This window comes from Streptomyces sp. CA-278952, assembly GCF_028747205.1.
Lineage (GTDB): Bacteria > Actinomycetota > Actinomycetes > Streptomycetales > Streptomycetaceae > Streptomyces.
This window is the reverse complement of the sequence record NZ_CP112880.1, coordinates 8,070,704-8,090,110: the sequence shown is the minus strand read 5'-3', so window position 1 is coordinate 8,090,110 and position 19,407 is coordinate 8,070,704. Positions and strand designations below refer to the sequence as shown.

Here is a 19,407-nt window from a genome sequence, read left to right as displayed (position 1 = left end):
GGAACGCCTGGCCGAATGTCGCCGTCCCGCCCCGGCCTCAACCGGACAGTGTTGTCCGGTAGTTGTTACCGTAGCGGACGGCCGCCCGACCGGGGCCGCCCCACCATCCGGATCGAGGACCCCCACCATGACGACTCCTCAAGCACCGGCTCCCCACGAGCTCGCCGCACTGAGGCGGCGCTACCGGCTCGAACGCGAACGGCGTGTGCGTCCCGACGGTGCCGCCCAGTACCGCGACGCCGACGCCGAGTTCGGCTACTACGCGGCGGACCCCTACACGGAGGCGCCGGTCGTGCGCGACCCTCTCCACGACACCGTCCAGGTCGCCGTGATCGGCGGCGGATTCGGCGGCATTCTCACCGGGGCGCACCTGCGGCAGCAGGGCGTCGAGCGCGTCCGGATCCTTGAGAAGGGCGGTGATTTTGGCGGCACTTGGTACTGGAACCGGTACCCGGGAGTCCACTGCGACGTCGAGTCCCACGTATACCTGCCGATGCTCGACGAGACCGGCTATGTCCCGGAGTGGAAGTACGCCCCCGGAGACGAGATCCGCCGCCACGCGGTGCGGATCGCGCGGAAGTTCGACCTGTACGCGGATGCGTTGTTCTCCACCGGGGTCACCTCACTGACCTGGGAGGAGGCATCCGAGACCTGGGTCGTGGCCACGGATCGCGGCGACACCTTCCGGGCCACGTACGTCGTCAACGCCACGGGCACCCTCACCGACCCGAAGCTTCCCGGGATCCCCGGCATCGAGGACTTCCCCGGCCACACGTTCCACACCTCGCGGTGGGACTACGCCTACACCGGCGGCACCCCCCGGGGCGGCATGGCCGGACTCGCGGACAAGCGGGTGGGTATCGTCGGAACGGGGGCCACCGGCATCCAGGTCATCCCGATGCTGGCCGAGGACGCCGCACACCTCTACGTCTTCCAGCGCACCCCCTCCACCGTGGACCTACGCGGCAACCGCCGCACCACCGCCCGGGACGTGGGCGCCGACCGTGAGGGCTGGGCCCGGGGGCGACGGGAGAACTACCTCCGGATCGTCTCCGGCGAGAGCGCCGACCTGGACCTGGTGGCGGACCAGTGGACCGCGTCGGCGGGTCTGCTGGAGAAGCTCCTGCCGAGCTTCCGGCGGCAGGGTGACCGGCAGGCCTTTGAAGCCGCCTACGAGGCCGCCGACGCCGCCAAGATGAACGAACTCCGCGCCCGCGTCGAGCAGACGGTCACGGACCCGCGGACGGCGGAGAAACTCAAGCCCTGGTACCGCTACGCCTGCAAACGCCCCACCTTCTCCGACCTGTACTACCCGGCGTTCAACCGCGACAACGTCACTCTCGTCGACACCGCGGACACCCACGGCATCGAACGCGTCACCGAGCACGGTGTCATGGTCGCCGGCACCACGTACGAACTCGACTGCCTGATCTTCGCCACCGGGTTCAACGTCGGGACCTCCGGCATCCACTCCGGGAAGCTCCCCGTCCACGGCCGGGGCGGCGTCCAACTGCTGCACAGGTGGGCGCGACAGGGCCCGCGCACGCTCCACGGCTTCACGAGCAACGGCTTCCCCAACCTCCTCCAGATGGGGCCCCTCCAGAACGCCAGCAGCGTCAACTTCACCCACATCCTGGACGAGCAGGCCATCCACGCCGCCGCCCTCATCGCAGCCGCGGAAGCCGGCGGCGCCCTCATCGAACCCTCCCCCGAGACCGAGGACGCCTGGATCGCCGTCCTGGCCGAGGGTGCGCCCGACCACGAGTGGTTCCACGCCGAGTGCACCCCCGGCTACTACAACCGTGAAGGGCGAGGCCGGCCCAACGGTCCCCTCGCCTATCCGCACGGAGCCGTCGCCTTTCACGAGCTTCTGGAACGCTGGCGCGACGAGTCCATGGCGGAAGTCCTCCGGAGCAGGACCGTCCACCCCACCTGACGCGGTTCGGCCCGCCCGCTCCTCAGCCTCGAACCCCACCTCAGCCCTCAGCCCTCAGCCCTCAGCCCTCGCCATGCCGGAAGGACCGAGCCATGAACGCACCCGTATCCGAGCCGGACATCGCCTCTCGCACCCTACGGAGCGTGATCGTCACCGGTGCCGCGTCCGGCATCGGCCGGGCCGCCGCTCTGGCCTTCGCCGCGCAGGGCGACCACGTCCTCGCGGCCGACCTCGACGCGGAGGGCGTCGAGGAGACCGTGCGGAGGGCCACGGCCGCCGGGGGCATCTCCCTGGCGGCCGTCGGGGACCTGGCCGAGCAACGGGTGGTGGACTCCGTGGTGGCTCGCACGGTGGCGGAGTTCGGCGGGGTCGACGTCCTGGTAAACAACGCGGGAATCATGGACCGCATGTCGGCGGCGCACGAGACCGACGACGCCGAGTGGGAGCGGGTGTTGCGCGTCGACCTCACGGCTCCCTTCATCCTCACCCGTGCCGTACTCCCCCACATGCTGAGCGCCGGCACCGGCTGCCTGGTCTTCACCGGCTCCGAGGCCGGCCTGCGCGGCGGCGCCGCCGGGGCCGCGTACACCGCCGCCAAGCACGGGATCACCGGGCTGGTGAAGAACCTGGCAGTGATGTACCGCGGGCAGGGCATCCGGGCCAACATGATCGCGCCCGGACCCACCGCGACCGGCATCGGTGTCGACAGCCGCCCCGACGCGCACGGGCCGTCCGTCCTCAGGAGCCTCATCGGCGCGAACATCGGCCGCATCGGCTCGGCGCGCGAGCAGGCCGCCGCCATCGTCTGGCTCGCGTCCGATGCGGCCTCCTTCGTCAACGGCGCCGTCCTGCCCGTGGACGACGGCTGGTCAGCTGTCTGACGCGGCCCGGCCGAGTTGCGCCTCGTACGCCACGGGCGGCCGCGTCAGAGGCGAGGGTCCTGGGCATGGGCGGTCAGGGCAGGAGCTCCACGTACCCGTCGGTTCCGTGGACACGGATCCGCTGCCCGTCCCGGATCAGCCGGGTGGCCCGCTCGACGCCCACGACGGCCGGCAGGCCGTACTCCCGGGCGACCACCGCGCCGTGGGTCATCAGACCGCCGACCTCCGTCACGAGGCCCGCGATCCCGACGAACAGCGGCGACCAACTGGGGTCCGTGAAGGTCGTGACCAGGATGTCGCCCGCTTCGAGGTCGGCCTCCGCCATGTCGAGGATGACGCGTGCTCTTCCCTCGACGGTCCCGGCGGACACCGGCAGGCCGGTCAGCGCGCCGGCCGGCACGTCGTCGCGCCGGTATGCGCCGGTGACGGCCTCACCGTCCGACGTGAGGACCCGGGGCGGGGTGAGCGCGTGGTACGACCGGAACGCCTCCTTGCGCCGCTGGATGAGCCGCTCGTCCGCCCGGTTGGACCGTACGGCCTCGTGGAGTTCCTGGAACGTCAGGTAGAAGGCGTCCTCCTTCTGGTCGAGCACCTGGTCCCGCACGAGTCGCTCGGCCTCCGCCAGCAGGGCCCGCTTGTAGACGAAGTAGCGGCTGACGATGCCGTACTTCGGGTACTCCCGGTATCCGATGAAGGTCCTGACCCGGTCGATCATCCGCTGGGTCTCGTCGGCCTTCCGGTCCCCGTCCGGCAGGGCCCTCAGCCGTGACAGCACGTCCTGTTCCTTCTGGCGGGCCTTCCGCCGGCCCTGTTCGAAGCGCCGCTCGGCGGCGCCCGGCCCGAAGTTCCGCACATGGTCGAGGATCACGGGAACGAGCGTGGTGGGGCGCTCGCGCCATCGCGGCCTGGTGATGTCGATCTCGCCGACGCAGCGCATGCCGTACCGGTCGAGGTACGCCTCGATGGCGTCCCGTGCCTCGCCTCCGCCCCCGGTCTTCGCCAGCTCGTCCAGGAAGGTGGCGTCGTCCAGGTGCTCGGTGTCGCGCAGGAAGGCCAGCACCTCCGGCAGCGGGCGGATCACGTCCGCGACGTCGAGCAGCGCCAGTCCCATCTCCGATGTGATGTTGTCGGGGGCCGACAACGTCAGCGTGTCCGCGACGTTCTTCTCGCCCAGCCACTCGAGCAGCCTGTCGTTGAGCCACCAGGTGGCGTCCATGCCCGCCATGAGCGCCCGCATGCTCAGCGGGTCGGCCAGAACCCGCTTGTGCTCCTCGAAGGCCTCCAGCAGGAAGTCGAACAGCGCCGGACCCTCCTTCGTCCGGATGTCCCGTTCCAGGGCGGCGACGGACGTCCGGCTGCGCTCGATCAGTGCGGTGACGACGGCCGGATCGGTCTCGATCGGGGCGGGCGCACCGGTGGACGGCGGACCGACGGGAGCCGCGTCCGGGAGCGAGGGAACGAAGCCGTCGCGTTCGAGGACGGTCTCCAGGGCATCCCTGACCAGCGGATCGCCCTTCCCCATGGCGTCCAGGAGGCTGTCGCGGCTCGCGGGCGACGCCAGGCGCGGGGTGACGTCGACGAACAGCCGCCCGCCGGCCTCTTGCATGGGCACCATGGCCGTCAGCTGCCACATGGAGTACCCGAGGGGCTTCATGGGGTCGGTCATCATCTGCTGGTGGCCGACGGAGACGTAGACACGGTTTCTCCCGTCACCCCCGTCGGTGTTCTCCCCGTCATCATTTCCCTCGTCGCCGTTCTCGATGACGGGGAGGGGGAAGAGGGTGGTGATCGGCCTGCTCTGCACGATCCGGAAGCCGTCGTCGACCAGGCACCATTCGATGTCCTGCGGGCGGCCGAAGTGCGCCTCGATCCTGCGGCCGAGCCCCACGAGACGTACGGCCTGCTCATCCGTCAGCGCCGGCCGGTCCCGCTGTTGCGTGCCGACCGCCACTTCCCGCGTACCGCCGGCGGGCAGGGCTTCTACGGCGCGCTCCTTGGCGGCGATGGTCCTGGTGGTGACTTCACCGTCCCGGACGGTGAAGACGTCCGGGTTCACCAGGCCGGAGACCAGGGCCTCGCCGAGGCCGAAGCCGGCGTCCACGGTGGCGACCTTCCGGTTGCCGGTGACGGGGTCGGCCGTGAACAGGACGCCGGACGCGTGCGGGAAGACCATCCGCTGCACGACCACGGCCATGTGGACCGTACGGTGGTCGATGCCGTTCCGCTGTCGGTAGATGACCGCCCGCTCGGTGAACATCGAGGCCCAGCACCGGCTGATGTGCTGGAGGACCGAGGCCGTCCCCAGAACGTTCAGATACGTGTCCTGCTGGCCGGCGAAGGAGGCCGTCGGGAGGTCCTCCGCCGTCGCGCTGGACCGGACGGCGTACGCGGCCTGCTCGCCGAACCGGACGGTCGAGCCAGTGATCGCCGCCGCGATGTCGCCCGGCACGGCGGTCTCTTCGATGCTGCGGCGGATCCGTGCGCTGAGCGTGCGGATCTCCTCCCGGTCCTCCGGGTTCAGCCGCGACAGCTCATCGAGCCGTCCGTCGATCGACGGGACCTCCGCCATGGCCCGCCGGAAGGCGTCCGTCGTCACGCAGAAGCCGTCCGGCACTCGGATGCCTTCGATCCGCGCCAGGCCGCCCAGGTGTGCCCCCTTCCCACCGACGACCGCGACACGCGTCTCGTCGACCTCGCTGAGGTCCAGCACGTACGGGTACGTCATCGCGACACCTCCGGGGCGGTCGTCATCCGTTGCACTGCGGCGGCCGATCGGATCACCGGCGCCTCACCCGCTGTCGAACCTCTTGTCGGGCGCGTACTCATTCCTGGCTGTCTTCCCTCTGATGAATGGACCGGCGGATCCTCCCGGCCGGTCGGCGCATGTCGTGCCACCGTTCTCGCCGGTGGTGGCATCGACCCGAGGATTCTGCGCTGTCACCGGGGTCTTGCCGCAAGCCCCCCGGTGAGCTATAAGTTGAGAGTGGCAAGGAGGGGTCTCCCTTCTTGCCTTTGTTGTTGGGCTTCCCCCGGGCGACGGGCCATTCCTCCGCGTTCACCCCTCCGCAGTCATTCGTCCGCGGTCATTTCTTCCGCGTCGCGGACCAGCAACGCGATCTGTACCCGGTTCTGGACCGCCAGTTTGGAGAACAGGCTGCCGGTGTGCGCCTTGACCGTCGCGACGCTGATGTGCAGCCTCTGGGCGATGTCCGGGTTTCCCAGTCCGTCCGCGATGGCCCGAGCGGTTTCGTGTTCCCGTTCGGTCAGTGCCGACAGCCGTTCGCGCGCGGCCCGACGGGTCGACTCACGGGCGTGGGAGGACTGCGGGCCGGTGGCCGCGGCGATCACCCGTGCCGTGGCGGCCGGCGACAGCGCGGGGGCGCCGTCCGCCACGGCCCGCACGGCGTCGAGGATCCGCGGCGGCGGGGTGTCCTTGAGGACGAACCCGAGAGCTCCGGCCCGCAGGGCGCCGAGCACCAGGTCGTCGGAGTCGAAGGTCGTCAGCATGAGCACCCGGGGCGGCGCCGGCCGGGCCAGGAGCACCCGGGTCGCGCCGAGTCCGTCGAGGCCGGGCATCCGTACGTCCATCAGCACGACATCCGGCCGCTGCTCGTCCACCACGGTGATCGCGGCGTTCCCGTCGGCCGCCTCCCCGACGACGGTCAGATCCGGTTCGCCGTCGATGACGAGCCGCAGAGCCATCCGCACCAACTGGTCGTCGTCGACGATGACGACACGCACCGGTTCCCGCTCGCTGTCCACTCATGCTCTCTTCTCGTGGGTGGGGTTCGGCCAGGGTAGCCGCGCGCTGAGGACGTAGCCGTGGTCGGCCGTGGGGTGATGGTGAAGGGTTCCGCCGGCCAGGCCGACCCTTTCGGTGAGGCCGAGCAGTCCGAATCCCGATGCGGGTGGCCGGTGCGTGGTGCTCGTGGTGACCGGTGCGTTGCGGACGTCGACGCCGAGCCCCTCGCCCGCCGCGCCCTCGAGTGCGATGCGGACGGGCGCGCCCGGGGCATGTTTGGCGGCGTTGGTCAGCCCTTCCTGGACGACCCGGTAGCAGGTTCGTCCCACGACGTCGGCCGGTGTTCCCGTCACCTCGGTGGTCAGGGTGACGTCCAGTCCCGACGCGCGGGCGTCGGCCACCAGGTCGGGGATGCGGTCGAGGGAGGGCTGCGGTGGTTCCGGGTGGCCCGGATCGGCCCGGAGCACGCCCAGGACATCGCGCAGTTCTTCCAGGGCCTGGTGGGAGCCTTCGGCGATGCCGCGGACCAGTAGACGGCTCTCCTCGGCTCCGAGGTCGCCGCGGTGGTCCAGCACTCCGGCCTGCATGGCGACCAGGGAGATCCGGTGCGCGAGCACGTCGTGCATCTCGCGGGCGATCCGGTTGCGCTCCAGGACCCGTGCCTGCGTCGCTCGTGCCGTCTGTTCCCGTTCCGCGCTCTCCGCGCGGTCCCGCAAGGACCGCACCTCGACGCGCCGCGCACCGATGGCCATACCCACGGCCGCCGCGATGCCCGCGGTCAGGGCCGGCAGCGCGAGCTGCAGCCAGAGCATGCCGGGCGGGTTCTGGACCGGGTAGACCCCGCCCGCGAACTGTGACGCGGCCACATAGGCCAGGGCGACGGCCCCGATCTCCACCGGGCGTCGGCGTGTGGAGATCGAGCCCAGCGCCAGGAGGGCGGCGCCGGTGGCGAGCGTCGAAGCGGTCGAGGCGATCGCGACCGTCATGGCGACGGCGAGAGGGAATCGCCGCCGCCACACCAGGGCCGTCAGGCAGCCGAGGGCCACGAGCGGATCGCCGACGCGGAACCAGGAGCCCGGTCCGGCGCCCTGTTCGTGGAGCAGCACCCCGATGTAGAGCCAGATCGGCACGCTCACCGCGGCGGCCGCCGCCAGCCGCCAGGCCTGCTGCCACCGTCCCAGCCGTGGCGCGCCGTACGTGTTCACCCGTTCATTGTCGCCAAGCCGTGACGCCCGCGAGTCGTCCCCGGGGCGGAGGCGCCCTCGACCGGAGTCGTACCCGCGTCTCGCCCGTGGTCGGCGCGGCTTCGGACCGACGGGCCGATGTGCCGCCCCGGCCCGCACGCACAGACTCGTCCGGACGGCGGCCCGAGGGTGGAGGCGGCCCGTACGACCACGTCACACGGCCGGCGGCAGGCGCTCCGCGCCGGTGTTCCTGGCGCCTCGTGCGCCCCTTCTCCAGGAGGACGTCAGATGCGTACATCCTTGTCCCTCGCTTGCGCCGTCGGCGTGGTGGCGATGACGATCGCCGTGCCGGGAGCGTCCGCGGCGGCTCCGGACACCGTGCGGGTGGGCCCGGGCGCCGGCGCGGCGAGTCCGGGCCCCGTGCGGTGGGGCCCGTGCCCCGAGGACATCACCGCCCCCCGACTCGAGTGCTCGACGCTCGACGTGCCCCTCGACTACCGCCATCCGGACGGCCGTCGGATCGAGATCGCGATCTCCCGGCTGGCGAGCGAGAACCCGTCCGAGCGCCGCGGTGTACTGGTGACGAATCCGGGCGGTCCCGGGGGTACGGGGCTGGACTATCCGGCGGTTCTGGCCGGTGCGGGGTTGCCCCGGGAGGTGCTGGACTCCTACGACGTGATCGGTTTTGACCCTCGTGGCGTCGGCCGGAGCGCACCGGTGACCTGCGATCTGACGCAGGAGCAGCAGTACCGCGGCAACTTCGCGCCGTACGCGCACACCGCCGCCGATGTCGCACGGGAGGCGGGGTACGCGCGGACCGTCGCGAAGCAGTGCGCCACCTCGCGCACGGCGTCGGTGCTGCCGCACATCACCACCGCGAACACCGCGCGCGACATGGACCGGCTCCGGGCGGCGCTGGGCGAGCCGAGGCTCTCGTACCTCGGTCACTCCTACGGCACCCATCTCGGTGCGGTGTACGCGACGATGTTCCCGAAGCGCGGCGACCGGATTGTCCTCGACAGCAATCTGGGCCCCGGCGGCTATGACGTCACGGCCATGCGGTCGTTCGGCCGCGGGCTGGAGGACCGGTTCCCGGACTTCGCCCGGTTCGCGGCCGCGCACCCCCGGTACGGTCTGGGGGCCACGCCCGGGCAGGTCACCGCCAAGTTCTTCGATCTCGCGAAGCGGCTGGACGGGAAGCCGGTCCGGGGCATCGACGGGACCGCGTTCCGCGCGGTCACGTTCGAACGTCTCTACGCCGATGTCCTCATGCCCCACCTGGCGGAGTTCTGGCAGGCGGTCGACATGGACCGGCCGCTGCCGGCGTCTCCGCCGCCGCCGGCGAACCTGGAGAACCTCTTGGCCGCGCGCCATTACGTGATCTGCAATGACTCGCGCTGGCCGGGGACGGTTCGGGAGTATCAGCGCAACGTCGCCGTCGACCGGCTGAGGTATCCGATGATCGGGGCGTCCACGGCGGGGATCGGACCGTGCGCGTTCTGGCCGACGGAGCGGGTCGAGCCGCCGGTACGGATCGGTGACCGGGGTCCGTCGAACGTGCTCATGGTGCAGAACGAGCGCGACCCGGGGACGCCGCTGGCCGGCGCCCGGGAGCTGCGGCGGGCGTTCGGCGGGCGGGCCACGCTGGTGACGGCCGACCAGGGCGGACACGGTGTCTACCCGTTCGGCCGCAATGCGTGCGCGAACGACGCGGTGACGGCGTTCCTCACCACCGGGCAGCGCCCGGCGCGGGACCTGGCCTGCCCGGCGGAACCGGGCGAGCAGGGGTAGCGGAACAGTGGGCGCGCAGTGCCGGGGGCGTCGGGTCGCGGGCGCGGTGGGGACGGAACCGTCGGAGGGCCGGGGGAACGCCGGTGGGGGGAGGCCGGTGGGGGGAGGCCGGTGGGGAGGTGGTCGCGTCGGGAACACTTCGGCGGAACTCGGGAACACTTCGGCGAACTCCCTCGTTCGACCTCCGGCCCACTACCGCGAACCGTGAATTCGAGGGACTGCCTTGCCCGATACTTCCACTGCCGACGCCGTGCCCCCGCTCCCGTCGCCCTCCGCCCAGGCGGAGCGCCTGATCGAGCTCGGGGTACACGAGATCGCGGGGATTCCCGCCGAGGACATCCGCGCCTTCGCCGAAACGGCCGGCCGGGGCCGTGACGTTCTGCTCGCCGTCCATCCGGACCGCGCCCCAGCCTCCGCCCTTGCGCCACTGCTCCTGCGCGACGGCAAGCCCGGCTTCGTCGTCGTCGACATGCCCGACGTCGACCGGTTCGCCCCCGAGGCGGTCGAACTTCCCGACGCGCCTCTCTATTTCGTCGCCGGGCCCGACCGCGGCGACCACATGGCCAACTGGAGCCCGGAAGAGGCCTTGCCCGCCCTCACCGAGGAGGGCCGCACCCCCTTGGTGCTCACCGAAGGCATCCACTGGGTCCTGCAGCAGCCGGCGGCGCTCGAACGGAACCTCTGCTTCATGACCATCGGGTCCCGGCTGCGCAAGGCGAACGGCGCCCTGGACGCGCGTACCCCGGCGCTCTGGATCAGCAACGGCACCGGGCGGGACGGCAAGGAGCGGCGCAACGCCCCCAAGGTCGGCTGGTGCTGGTGGGGCAACCGCCATACGTGGCTGGGATTCGCCTCCGCCACGGGTCGCGAGGGCCAGTAGCGCCCGTTCGCCCAGCCGTTGCCCCACCTCCGATGACCCACCTCGATGACCCACCTCGATGAAGCGGGCCGCGCGGGCCCGCTTCATCGGCGTGCGCGAGAACACCTCCCCGGAGAACGCGTCCCCGAGCCTGACAGCTACTGACTGACCACCAGGTGCGCTGTACAGCAGCGGGTTTGGTGACTTTGCATCAACACCTACGAACTTTGAACACTGTGGTGACGAAGTATGGACGCCGCCAGTAGAAGCCTCCTACTGTTCTCGGCGCAGCCACCGGAGCCCCTGTCCGGACGAAGCGCTGTCCCACCGCACGAGCCGAACGTTCACCCCCGGGCGCCGGGTGGCCCCACCCACCGCCGCGACGTGCCCCTCGCCGCGAGGGGCCAGGAGGAAGAATGCATCCACGGCCGTTCCACCGTTGCCGCAGACATCTCACCGGCCTGCTGGTCTCCGCGTTTCTCGTCGGCGCCTTCTCCTCCGGGCCTGCCGCCGCCGCGCCGGTACCGCGGGACGAACTCCCGCCGCAGGAGCCGGGCGTCACCCTGCGCGTCTTCGACGTGCAGGTCCCGCTCGACGAGCTGTGCGACATCAAAGCCGGACAGACCCCGAACGTCGACAAGTTGATGCCGGGCATCGACTGGAGTTCGCCGGACGATTTCGGCTTCGGCGATCACTTCGTCTCCCAGGTCACAGCCAACCTCACCGTTCCCGGCGATGGTGCGTACGCCTTCCGCCTGACCAGCGACGACGGTTCGCGACTGCGGATCGACGGTTCCACCGTCATCGATCACGACGGTCTGCACGGCGCTGAGCCCAAGGACGGGTCGGCCGAGCTGACGGCAGGTCACCACGCGCTGAGGATCGATCACTTCGACCGGACCGGGGGTCAGCAGGTCACCCTCGAATGGAAGCCGCCCGGCGCGGGTGACTTCACCGTCGTGCCGAACTCCGCGCTGAGCACCGACGCCGACGTCGTACGGGTGACGGCGCCGGGCCGCAAGGAGTGCGAGGGCGCCCTCGACTCCCCCGGCGACGGGCTGCCGCTGACCGGGACGCACCCGGACTACGCGCTCACCGATCTGCGGCCCGCGGGCTTCGAACCGCAGGTCACCGCGATGGACTGGCTGCCCGACGGCCGGCTCGCCGTGACCACCTGGGGCGGGACCGACAATACGACCGGCGAGGTCCATCTCCTCGACAACGTCCAGGGCGACACCGGTCCCGGCGAGGTGACGGCCAAGAAGGTGGCCGAGGGGCTCAAGGAGCCGATGGGCGTCAAGGCCGTCGACGGCAAGCTGTACGTGTCCCAGAAGCACGAACTCACCGAGCTGACCGACACCGACGGCGACGACGTGATGGATGAGCGCCGGACGGTGGCGACCTGGCCGTACGGCGGGAACTTCCATGAGTTCGCCTTCGGCCTGCTCTACCGGGACGGCTACTTCTATCTGAACCTGTCCGTGGCGATCGACCTGGGCGGGGCGACGACCGACCCGCAGCCCGCGCCGAACCGCGGTTCGACGATCAAGGTGAACAAGGAGACCGGCAAGGTCGACTACATCGCCGGGGGTCTGCGGACACCCAACGGCATCGGCTGGGGCCCGGAGGGCGACATGTTCGTCCTCGACAACCAGGGCGGCTGGCTGCCCTCCTCGAAGCTGCTCCACATCAAGCAGGACCGCTTCTTCAACCACTACACCAACCCGTCGGGCCCCTTCGACGCGAAACCGGTGACCAAGCCGGTGCTGTGGCTGCCGCAGAACGAGATAGCCAACTCCCCCAGCACACCTCTCCAGTTGGACGAGGGCCGGTTCGCCGGGCAGATGCTGTTCGGTGACGTCACGTACGGCGGCATCCAGCGCGCCTATCTGGAGAAGGTCGACGGCGAGTATCAGGGAGCGGTCTTCCGCTTCACCCAGGGACTGGAGGCGGGGGTCAACCGGATCAGCATGGGTCCGGACGGTGCGATCTACGCCGGCGGCCTCGGCGCGGGCGGCAACTGGGGCCAGGAGGGCAAGCTGACCTACGGGCTCCAGAAGCTCTCCCCCAGCGGTGACAAGGCCTTCGACATCCTGGCGATGCGCGCGAAGCCGGGCGGCTTCGAGCTGGAGTACACCGAGCCGCTCTCCGAGGAGACAGCCGCGAAGCTCGCCGAGAGCTACCGGGTCGAGCAGTGGGCGTACGCCCCGACCCCCGCCTACGGCGGCCCCAAGATCGACGAGGAGTCCCTGGACGTCGGTGCGGCCACCCTTTCCGAGGACCGCAAGAAGGTCACGCTGACCATTCCGGGGCTCAAGGCGAACCGGGTGGTCCACGTCCGCTCGCCGCGCCCCTTCAGCTCCGCCGACGGCACGGAGCTGTGGAGCACGGAGGCCTGGTACACCCTCAACTCCCTGCCGGGCGACCAGCCCCCGGCCACCCGGTACGAGGCGGAGGAGGCCGCCCTCAGCGGCGGCGCGGGCTTCGACACCGAGCACGCGGGCTACTCGGGCGGCGGCTTCGTCGACAACTTCGGCGAGGAGGGCGCGGCGGTCACCTTCGACGTGGAGACCGGGAAGGCGGGCAAGCACGACGTGGGCCTGCGCTACTCCAACGGGCCGAACCCGGCTCCGGGCACCAAGACGGTGAGCGTCCACGTCAACGGCGCGAAGGTCCGGCAGATCGAGCTGTTCTCCACCACCGACTGGAAGACCTGGTCGACGGCGACCGAACAGCTGAAGCTGCGCAAGGGCCGCAACAGGATCACCTACTCCTACGACAGCGGTGACACCGGCCATGTGAACCTGGACATGATCTCCGTCCATCGGAAGGGCGCCCGCGTCCAGCTCTTCGACGGCACGGACCAGGGGGCCTGGCAGCATCCGGACGGGCGGGCACCCGAATGGCCGGTGAGCGGTGGGGAGATGGAGGTCGCCGGCGGGGACCTGCGCACCAAGCAGGGCTTCCAGGACTTCCGTGCGCATGTCGAGTTCCGGCTGCCGAACCTTCCCCCGGACGTGACCGGCCAGGACCGCGCCAACAGCGGCGTGTATCTGCAGGAGCGCTACGAGGTGCAGATTCTCGACTCGTACGGTGACACCACGCTCGCCGACAACGAGGCCGGGGCGATCTACACCAAGAGGGCTCCGGACGTGAACGCGGCCACGGCCCCGGAGACCTGGCAGTCGTACGACATCACCTTCCGCGCCGCCCGCTTCGACGCCTCGGGCGCGAAGACGGAGGACGCCCGGGTCACCGTCGTGTGGAACGGCATCACCGTCCACGACGACGTGGCCGTCGACGGCCCGACGGGCGGCGGAGCCGCCGAGGGTCCGACGGCCGGGGCGATCAAGCTCCAGGACCACGGGAGCAAGATCCGCTACCGCGACGTGTGGGTCGAGCCGCTCACCTAGGGCCTCCCGTTCGGGATGTTGCCGGGCTCGACGTACCGGTTCCGGGGTGGCAGCGGCCGGCTGTCACCCCGGAGCCGTCCGCTCCGGCGCTCCCACCGCGCGACGCACCGGTCGTGGCCCCGACACCGGGTCCGTGTCCGTGCCCGGTGGGGCCACCGCTATCGTGCTCCCGTGACTCGCACCGCGCAGCGTCCGCTGCTGTTCCTCGACGTCGACGGTCCCCTCATCCCCTTCGGTGCGACGCCCCGCCCCCACCCGACCTACGGGACGGCCGCCGGGACGCCGGGTGCCGGCGCGAATCCGCTTCTGACCAGGATCGATCCCCGGCACGGGCCCCGGCTCGCGGCGCTGCCGTGCGAGCTCGTGTGGGCGACCACGTGGATGGAGGACGCGAACGCCTGGATCGCCCCCCGCATCGGCCTGCCGCCGCTGCCCGTGGTCCACTGGCCGGAACCCTCCGAGGTCGTCGGGGCGGCTGGACAGGAGGACCGGGACGAGCGGGACGGGCTGCACTGGAAGACCCGTGCTCTCGTCGCACGCGCCGCCGGGCGTCCTTTCGTCTGGGTCGACGACGAGATCACGGACACCGATCGGGCCTGGGTCTCCGCGCACCGCCTGGGCCCGGCCCTGCTCCACCGGGTGGATCCCCCGGCGAGGCCTGGCAGACAGCGACTACACGGCTCTCGACGTCTGGCTGCGGCGTATGACGGACGGCGCGTAGGCGCGTTTCCTCCGCGTCGTCGGGGCCTCGGCTCCGGCAGGCCGCGCTCCGGCGGCATGAGACGACCACCAGGAACGGCCACAGCGCCTGGACGAACGTCATGACACGCTCGGCGACGCCGGGCGCCCCCGCGCTCTGCAGCTCGGCCAGGAACCACAGGGCGCTCGCGCCCGTCGACGCGCTCGCGGCGAGCGACCCATCGAGCCTCAGCCCCCACGGCACCGTCCTCCTGGTCCGCACGGCGGCCAGACGAGGCCACACCGCCGACGGCACGAGGCCCACGGTGGACACGGCCCCGTGCTCCAGCGCCCCGCCGCTGTTCGGGACGGGCACCAGCGCCAGGGCCAGGGCGCACAGTCCGACCGGCCACGCGGGGGCCACCCGGCAGCGGTCGTGGCGCTCAGGCCGACAGCACGCGCAGGACCAGTGCGGCGGCGGCCAGCAGGGCGAGCACCACGGGCGGCGCGATCTCGTAGTCCTTGACGCGCAGGTGGGTAACGACGGCCCCGATGAAGTAGAGGACGACGCCGACGGCCGCGGCGGATCCGATCAGTGGCACGCCGAGGCCGATCAGGAGGCCGAGGGCGCCGGCCGCCTTGAGCGAGGCCAGCCAGGGGAACCAGGTGCCGGGGACGCCCACCTTGCCCATCGAGGCCGTGATGGCCTCATTGCGCGTGAACGTCAGCACGGCGGAGGCGCCGAGCGCGAAGGCGAGAAGGACGCCGACCACGGCGTAGGCGATGAACATGGCCACCTCGGGATCATCAATGATGCGAATGGTTCGATCGTTGATGACTATAAACGATTTCAGATGCTCCACAATATGGACCCTGATACCGTGGTGGAATGCCAGCTCAGGACAGGGCCGCCCATCCATCGGCGGGGCCTTCGACGTCTCCCGGTGATCCGGGCTACCGCCTCGAATTCCTGCTCGCCTACCACGGCAACGCGACGCAGACCCTCATCCACAAGGCGCTCGCGGCCACCGGGCTCACCCCGCGGCACATGATGACGCTCCTGCAGCTCGCCGACGGGCCGGTCACACAGAAGGCGCTCGTCGAGAGGCTCGACGTCGACCCCAGCGTCCTCGTGGCCCTCCTCAACGATCTCGAGGGCGACGATCTCGTACGCCGTCGTCGCGACACCGCCGACCGGCGCCGCCACATCGTCGAGATCACTCCACGGGGCGCCTCGCAGCTCCGGACCTCGGACACGGCACTCAACACCGTGGAGGACGAACTCTTCGCGGACCTGTCCGAGCGCGACCGGGCCACGCTGCGCCGACTGCTGGGCAAGCTGCGGACCTCCCCGCAGAACTTCAGCTGCACGGAGGAATGAGCCCCGCGGTCCTCGACGCCGTCGGCTCGGACCGCGGGGCCCTCCGGAGCCGCCCCGGGTCGTGTGCCAACGGCGTCAGCGCCGTTCCGGCAGGTGAACGCGGCGAGGTCCGTCCAGTCCGCGTGGCGGTCCCGAGGGCCGTCGAGCGGAGCCCGTGCGGTTACGTCCGTGGGGCCCGCGCGAGCAGGGATCGCGGGCTCGTACCCGGCCCGCCGAAGAGATTTCGAGAGGTTTCCGGGCGACGATGTCGAGAACCCGTATCCGGCTCCGTCCCTGGAGTGAAAGCGGCCACAATGGGCCGCACAGCACCGAGGAGTAGCACCATGGCCAAGTACCTTCTGCTCAAGCACTACCGTGGAGCCCCGGCCTCGGTCAACGACGTACCGATGGACCAGTGGACGCCCGAGGAGATCTCGGCGCACATGCAGTACATGCAGGACTTCGCGGACCGGCTGGAGAAGACGGGGGAGTTCGTCGACGGCTCGGCGCTCGCCCCCGAGGGCGCGTGGGTCCGGTACGACGGCGAGGGCCGCCCGCCGGTCACCGACGGACCGTTCGCCGAGACCAAGGACCTCATCGCCGGCTGGATGATCATCGACGTCGACGGCTACGACCGCGCCGTCGAACTGGCCGGGGAGCTGTCGGCCGCTCCGGGAGCGGGCGGGAAGCCCATCCACGAGTGGCTGGAGGTCCGCCCGTTCCTGTCCGCGCCGCCCACCGTCACGGAGTGACCCCACGATGAACGAGGCCCTCCTGCGGAGCCTCACACCGAGCGTCCTCGGAATCCTCGTCCGCCGCGGAGCAGACTTCGCGGCGGCCGAGGACGCCGTGCAGGACGCCCTGGTCGAGGCGGTCCGCGTATGGCCGGACGAGCGACCGCGGGACCCGAAGGGCTGGCTGGTCACCGTGGCCTGGCGGCGGTTCCTCGACGCGACCCGGGCGGAGGCCGCCCGGCGGCGGCGGGAGGACCTCGTCGACGAGGAGCCCGCGCCCGGCCCCGTGCCGGCAGTGGACGACACGCTCCAGCTCTATTTCCTGTGCGCCCACCCGTCGCTGACGCCGTCGTCCGCCGTCGCGCTCACCCTGCGCGCCGTCGGCGGGCTCACGACCCGCCAGATCGCCCGGGCCTATCTGGTGCCCGAGGCGACGATGGCACAGCGCATCAGCCGGGCGAAGCGCACCGTCTCCGGCGTGCCGTTCGATCAGCCCGGCGATGTCGCCACCGTGCTGCGCGTCCTCTATCTGGTCTTCAACGAGGGCTATTCCGGCGACGTCGACCTCGCCGCCGAGGCGATCCGGCTCACCCGGCAACTCGCAGCAGCGATCGACCACCCGGAGGTGGCGGGGCTGCTCGCCCTCATGCTGCTCCACCATGCCCGCCGCGCCAGCCGGACCGCGCCCGACGGGAGCCTGGTGCCACTCGCCGAGCAGGACCGGGGCCGCTGGGACACCGGGGCGATCGCCGAGGGCGTCGGGATCCTGCAAGGGGCCCTCGCCCGCGACCGGCTGGGCGAGTTCCAGGCCCAGGCCGCCATCGCGGCGCTCCACGCCGACGCGCCGACCGCCGGGGAGACCGACTGGGTGCAGATCGTCGAGTGGTACGACGAACTGGCGGCCCTGACGGACAGCCCGGTCGTCCGGCTCAACCGGGCGGTGGCCGTCGGCGAGGCCGACGGACCGCGCGCCGGGCTGGCCGAACTCGCGGCGCTGAGCGACACGTTGCCCCGCCACACGGCGGTGGCGGCGTATCTCCACGAGCGCGACGGCGACCTGCCGAAGGCGGCCCGGCTCTACACGGAGGCCGCCCACAGCGCCCCCACGCTCGCCGAGCGCGACCATCTCACGCGCCAGGCCGCCCGGCTGAACGCCGGTCTTCGGCGCTGACGGATCGACCGCGCCCACCACGTCCGGAGGTCCGCGGCCGGTCCGTCGTACGTCTCGGGCGCGGCAACGCGGCATCTCCAGCGGCGGGCCGGCGGCGCGCAGGCTCGTCCCGTAGACCTCGCAGCGCGGGCAGTCGGTGACGAGAGCGATCGCGGCAGCGAACCGTACAGTCGAGCGAGTTGATCACTCGATCGTGTCTTTCGCCCCTTCGGCGCCCGGTGCGTCGCCATGCTGTGGGACGGGCGCGCGACCCGCGCCATCGGCAGTTGTGGGGTGGGGAGTGGCATGACGCGAGAAACGGGACGTGACGGGCGCCTGGACGAGCGGGTGGTCCTGCTCGTGGCAGGGGCGGCCGATCTGGCGGTGAGCACGGTGGGTTCGGCCCTGGGAGCGGTGCGCGGGCTGCTGCACCGCTCGGACGCCGCTGAACTGGCTGCGGACGCCGAGCACGAACTGATCGCGCGCGGGCGCCTGGTGCTCGGCCGGTACGCCGCCCCGCCGCCGGCCCATCTGGAGCTGCTGGCCCGGCATGCCGTCGCCCGGCGGGCCGCCGATGACGCCTGACCGCTGGGACGCGGCCGCGTTCAAGGTCCGGATCGACGAGATGCTGCACCCGTTCGTCGCCCGGGAGGCCGATCTGTTCGCGGCGATCGACCCGGCCCTGGCCCCGGTGGCCGCGCAGGTGGAGGCGGTCGTCGCGGACGGCAAACGGCTGCGGGCGGCGTTCTGTTACTGGGGCTGGCGGGCGGCGGGGCAGCCGGACAGCGACGCGCTGGTGCGGGCGGCGGCTTCGCTGGAGCTGATCCACGCCGCCGCTGTCGTACACGACGATCTCATCGACGACAGCGCTCTGCGGCACGGCCGCCCCACCGCGCACATCGCTCTGCGCGGTGCCGTGCGCCGCCGCCCGCGTTCCGTCGCCGCCGCCAGGTCGCTGGCGATGCTGGTGGGCGATCTGCTGATGGGAATGGCCGGGCAACTGTTCACCACCAGCGGTCTGCCCGTCGCCTATCTGGGCCGGGCCCGCCCGTTGTGGACGGTTCTGGGCCGGGAGCTGATCGCGGGCGAGTGTCTGGAGATCCTGCGCACCGGAGCGGAGCCGGACACCGCGGCCTCGCTGAAGGTGATCCGGTACAAGACCGCCAAGTACACCGTTGAGCAGCCCCTGTTGATCGGTGGCGCGCTGGCCGGGGCGGGCGGTCGGCTGTGCGAGGGCTACTCCGCGTACGGGCTGCCGCTCGGCGAGGCCTTCCAGCTGAGGGACGATCTGCTCGGGCTGTTCGGAGATCCGGGACGCACCGGCAAGGCCAACGCCGACGACGTGTGCGGTCACCGGCCCACGACCCTCCTGGCGGAGACCTGGAGGGTCGCCGGTGATGACGACCGTGACCGGCTGAGGGCCCTTCTGGGCCGGCGCGACCTGGACGAGGACGGGCTGGACGCGGTGCGCGCGGTCATGCGCAGGCTGAAGACCCCCGGCCTCGTCGAAGGCATGATCACGGCGCGCGTCGAGGAAGCCCTCGACGCCCTCCATGAGCTGGACGTGCCACCGCGCGCGTCCGACGCCCTGACCGCGCTGGCGAAGTCGGCGACCGTCCGGCTGTCGTGACCCCTGGCCCGCCAGCCGCACATCGCACTTCACCGCATCGCACCGAGAA

At 71.4% G+C, this 19,407-nt stretch carries 14 protein-coding genes and 2 pseudogenes; 11 read left to right on the top strand and 5 right to left on the bottom strand.

Annotated elements, in window-relative coordinates:
* The first annotated feature begins 127 nt into the window (after positions 1-127).
* Positions 128-1,936, top strand: a complete 1,809-nt coding sequence (locus tag N7925_RS35475) for a flavin-containing monooxygenase (RefSeq protein WP_274346321.1) — start codon at positions 128-130, stop codon at positions 1,934-1,936.
* A gap of 92 nt (positions 1,937-2,028) precedes the next feature.
* Positions 2,029-2,817, top strand: coding sequence for an SDR family NAD(P)-dependent oxidoreductase (locus tag N7925_RS35470; protein ID WP_265603616.1), 789 nt, complete (start codon positions 2,029-2,031; stop codon positions 2,815-2,817).
* A gap of 73 nt (positions 2,818-2,890) precedes the next feature.
* Here the strand turns inward: N7925_RS35470 and rph are convergent, their stop codons facing one another.
* From rph to N7925_RS35455, 3 genes are all read right to left on the bottom strand, one after another.
* Entirely contained in the window at positions 2,891-5,542 is a 2,652-nt protein-coding gene (gene rph / locus N7925_RS35465; protein ID WP_265603615.1) for a rifamycin-inactivating phosphotransferase, read from the bottom strand.
* Between the two features lie 344 nt (positions 5,543-5,886).
* Entirely contained in the window at positions 5,887-6,579 is a 693-nt protein-coding gene (locus N7925_RS35460; protein ID WP_265603614.1) for a response regulator transcription factor, read from the bottom strand.
* A complete protein-coding gene (locus tag N7925_RS35455; RefSeq protein ID WP_274346320.1) occupies positions 6,580-7,764 on the bottom strand; it encodes a sensor histidine kinase in 1,185 nt (394 codons plus the stop codon).
* Positions 7,765-8,031: 267 nt separating this feature from the next.
* On the opposite strand from N7925_RS35455, the gene N7925_RS35450 reads away from it, so the two are divergent.
* The 4 genes and pseudogenes from N7925_RS35450 (at position 8,032) to N7925_RS35435 (ending at position 14,527) form a co-directional block, all read left to right on the top strand.
* Positions 8,032-9,534: an alpha/beta hydrolase gene (locus N7925_RS35450; protein ID WP_274346319.1), complete on the top strand. Its 1,503-nt coding sequence runs from the start codon at positions 8,032-8,034 to the stop codon at positions 9,532-9,534.
* A gap of 223 nt (positions 9,535-9,757) precedes the next feature.
* Positions 9,758-10,414, top strand: a complete 657-nt coding sequence (locus N7925_RS35445; protein WP_265603611.1) for a DUF5701 family protein — start codon at positions 9,758-9,760, stop codon at positions 10,412-10,414.
* A gap of 395 nt (positions 10,415-10,809) precedes the next feature.
* The gene (locus tag N7925_RS35440) at positions 10,810-13,806 is read left to right on the top strand and encodes a family 16 glycoside hydrolase (RefSeq protein WP_274346318.1); all 2,997 of its coding nucleotides are present in this window, start codon (positions 10,810-10,812) and stop codon (positions 13,804-13,806) included.
* Between the two features lie 171 nt (positions 13,807-13,977).
* Positions 13,978-14,527 (top strand): annotated as a pseudogene (locus N7925_RS35435) (HAD domain-containing protein).
* 39 nt (positions 14,528-14,566) lie between these two features.
* Here the strand turns inward: N7925_RS35435 and N7925_RS36315 are convergent.
* Together N7925_RS36315 and N7925_RS35425 are read right to left on the bottom strand one after the other, a co-directional pair.
* Positions 14,567-14,887 (bottom strand): annotated as a pseudogene (locus N7925_RS36315) (DUF998 domain-containing protein); the annotation flags it as partial.
* A 40-nt stretch (positions 14,888-14,927) separates the two neighbouring features.
* A complete protein-coding gene (locus tag N7925_RS35425) occupies positions 14,928-15,347 on the bottom strand; it encodes a DoxX family protein (protein WP_265603608.1) in 420 nt (139 codons plus the stop codon).
* 26 nt (positions 15,348-15,373) lie between these two features.
* Here N7925_RS35425 and N7925_RS35420 point away from each other — a divergent pair, with 26 nt between their 5' ends.
* The 5 genes from N7925_RS35420 (at position 15,374) to N7925_RS35400 (ending at position 19,358) form a co-directional block, all read left to right on the top strand.
* Positions 15,374-15,865 (top strand): MarR family winged helix-turn-helix transcriptional regulator, encoded by a 492-nt coding sequence (locus N7925_RS35420; protein ID WP_274346317.1) that lies wholly within the window; start codon positions 15,374-15,376, stop codon positions 15,863-15,865.
* A 323-nt stretch (positions 15,866-16,188) separates the two neighbouring features.
* Positions 16,189-16,596, top strand: a complete 408-nt coding sequence (locus N7925_RS35415; RefSeq protein ID WP_274346316.1) for a YciI family protein — start codon at positions 16,189-16,191, stop codon at positions 16,594-16,596.
* 7 nt (positions 16,597-16,603) lie between these two features.
* Complete coding sequence (locus tag N7925_RS35410) at positions 16,604-17,749, top strand: RNA polymerase sigma factor (RefSeq protein ID WP_274346315.1); 1,146 nt, start codon at positions 16,604-16,606, stop codon at positions 17,747-17,749.
* Positions 17,750-18,034: 285 nt separating this feature from the next.
* Positions 18,035-18,313, top strand: a complete 279-nt coding sequence (locus N7925_RS35405; protein WP_265603604.1) for a polyprenyl synthetase — start codon at positions 18,035-18,037, stop codon at positions 18,311-18,313.
* Positions 18,303-19,358: a polyprenyl synthetase family protein gene (locus N7925_RS35400; RefSeq protein ID WP_274346314.1), complete on the top strand. Its 1,056-nt coding sequence runs from the start codon at positions 18,303-18,305 to the stop codon at positions 19,356-19,358. Before N7925_RS35405 ends, N7925_RS35400 begins: the two co-directional genes overlap by 11 nt.
* Positions 19,359-19,407 lie beyond the last annotated feature (49 nt).